The sequence below is a fragment of the Mesorhizobium sp. M2C.T.Ca.TU.002.02.1.1 genome (genome assembly GCF_003997225.1).
The window spans coordinates 1-2,393 of record NZ_RZTO01000890.1 but is presented as its reverse complement, the minus strand read 5'-3'; the positions used below and the strand labels follow the sequence as shown (position 1 = coordinate 2,393).

The 2,393-nt window shown below is 64.5% G+C and carries 3 protein-coding genes; all 3 read left to right on the top strand.

Annotated elements, in window-relative coordinates:
* Positions 1-668, top strand: a 668-nt coding sequence (locus tag EOD07_RS30985; RefSeq protein WP_281059100.1) for a glycerol-3-phosphate dehydrogenase C-terminal domain-containing protein, incomplete at its 5' end; no start/stop codon positions are given.
* 39 nt (positions 669-707) lie between these two features.
* The gene (locus EOD07_RS30980; RefSeq protein ID WP_127237999.1) at positions 708-1,787 is read left to right on the top strand and encodes an ABC transporter ATP-binding protein; all 1,080 of its coding nucleotides are present in this window, start codon (positions 708-710) and stop codon (positions 1,785-1,787) included.
* A 10-nt stretch (positions 1,788-1,797) separates the two neighbouring features.
* A partial coding sequence (locus tag EOD07_RS30975) for an ABC transporter ATP-binding protein (protein ID WP_164772714.1) occupies positions 1,798-2,393 on the top strand: 596 nt, incomplete at its 3' end.

Here is a 2,393-nt window from a genome sequence, read left to right as displayed (position 1 = left end):
ACGTGAAGATCTCCGATGCCGAGATCGACTATCTGTGCGCCGCGGCGAGCGAATATTTCGCGGTCGCCGTGAGGCGCTCCGACATCGTTTGGACCTATTCGGCGGTGCGCCCGCTTTATGACGACGGCGCGTCGAAGGCCCAGGAAGCGACGCGCGACTATGTGCTCAAGGCCGATGGCGGGGAGGGCGTTGCTCCGCTCGTCAACGCCTTCGGCGGCAAGATCACGACCTTCCGCCGGCTGGCGGAATCGATGCTGGAGAAGATCGAAGGGTTTCTCGGCAAGCGCGGCAAGCCGTGGACGCATGACGCGCCGCTGCCCGGCGGCGATTTCCCCGCGACCGGTTTCGATGCCCAGGTCGCCAGGCTGAAGAGCGCCTATCCGTTTCTCGACCAGCGGCTGGCGCGCCGGTTGACCCGGCTTTACGGCACGCGCGCGCAAAAGCTGCTCGGGCTCGCCAAGTCGAATGCCGATCTCGGCCGCAATTTCGGCACTGACCTTTTCGAGGCCGAGGTGCGCTACCTGGTCGACAACGAATGGGCGGTCACCGCTGAGGACGTGCTGTGGCGCCGCACCAAGCGTGGCCTGCATTTCAGCCGCGAGCAGGCGGCGGCACTGGAAGAATTCATGCGCGGACTGAGCAACCGTCACGTCGCGGCGGCCGAATGAGGATCGACCGCTGATGCGCAAGGCCTGGGAGGAGGCGTGATGCTGGAACTGAGGAACGTGACGAAGACGGTGGGCGCGCAGGAGCATATCCGCGACGTGTCGCTGACGCTTCGGCACGGCTCGCTGAACGTGCTCCTCGGGCCGACACTCTCCGGCAAGACCAGCCTGATGCGGCTGATGGCGGGCCTCGACGCGCCGACCTCCGGCTCGGTCTGGTTCGACGGCAAGGACGTCACCGGACAGAAGGTGCAGAAGCGCAACGTCGCCATGGTCTACCAGCAGTTCATCAATTACCCGGCGATGACCGTCTACGAAAACATCGCCTCGCCGCTTCGGGTCGCCGGCGTCGAGCAGGCCAAGATCGACAAGGAGGTGCGCAACGCAGCGGCGCTTTTGAAGCTGACGCCTTATCTCGACCGCACGCCGCTCAACCTGTCCGGCGGCCAGCAGCAGCGCACCGCGCTTGCCCGCGCCATCGTCAAGAATGCCAGCCTGGTGCTGCTCGACGAGCCTTTGGCCAATCTCGACTACAAGCTGCGCGAGGAATTGCGCGCCGAGCTGCCGAAGATCTTCGCTGCGGCAGGCACCATCTTCGTCTATGCCACTACGGAGCCGCACGAGGCGCTGCTGCTCGGCGGCAATACGGCCACGCTCTCGGAGGGCCGCGTCACGCAATTCGGTGCGACCGTCGACGTGTTCCGCAAGCCTGTCGACCTGGTGACGGCACGGACCTTCGCCGATCCGCCGCTCAACACCATCGTGCTCTCCAAGAAGGGCGCGGACTTCCTGCTCGAAGGCGGTGTCAAGCTGCCGGTGCCGCCGGAGCTCGCCGGCATTGCCGACGCCAGTTACACGATCGGATTCCAGCCGCATCATTTGTCGCTGGAGCGGCCGAACGCCAGCGCCGTGCCGGTGCGGGCCAAGGTCACCATCACCGAGATCACCGGCTCGGAGAGCTTCGTCCATCTCGATTTCGCCGATGCGCGCTGGGTGATGCTTGCGCATGGCATTCTCGATTTCGAGACGGACGACGAGGTCGAGGTGTTCATCGACCCGCGCCATCTCATGGTTTTCGACCAGAACGGCCGCGCCGTGACGGCGTCGAAGCTCGCGGCCTAAGGAGCAAGCGATGGCGCGCATCGAGGTCAACCATATCCGCCACTCCTACCTGCCCAACCCGCGGAAGGATTCGGATTTCGCGCTGAAGGAAGTGCATCACACCTTCGAGGATGGCGGCGCCTATGCGCTGCTCGGGCCCTCGGGCTGCGGCAAGACCACCTTGCTCAACATCATTTCGGGCCTGCTGCATCCCTCGCATGGCCGGTTGCTGTTCAACGGCCGGGACGTGACCAATCTGTCGACGCAGGAGCGCAACATCGCGCAGGTGTTCCAGTTCCCGGTCATCTACGACACCATGACCGTATACGACAATCTGGCCTTCCCGCTGCGCAACCGTCGCGTGCCCGAGGCCGATGTCGACCGCAAGGTGCGCGAGACGCTCGACATGATCGATCTCGCCTCGCTGGCGAAGAAGAAGGCGCGCGGGCTCACCGCCGACCAGAAGCAGAAGATCTCGCTTGGGCGCGGACTGGTGCGTTCGGACGTCAACGCCATCCTGTTCGACGAGCCGCTGACGGTGATCGACCCGCATATGAAATGGGTGCTGCGCTCGCAGTTGAAGCAACTGCACCGCCGCTTCGGTTACACCATGGTCTATGTCACGCA

Bases quoted from the DNA above. Each gene is read 5' to 3' on its own strand.
- EOD07_RS30980 (WP_127237999.1), top strand. From the start codon at position 708: ATGCTGGAACTGAGGAACGTGACGAAGACGGTGGGCGCGCAGGAGCAT.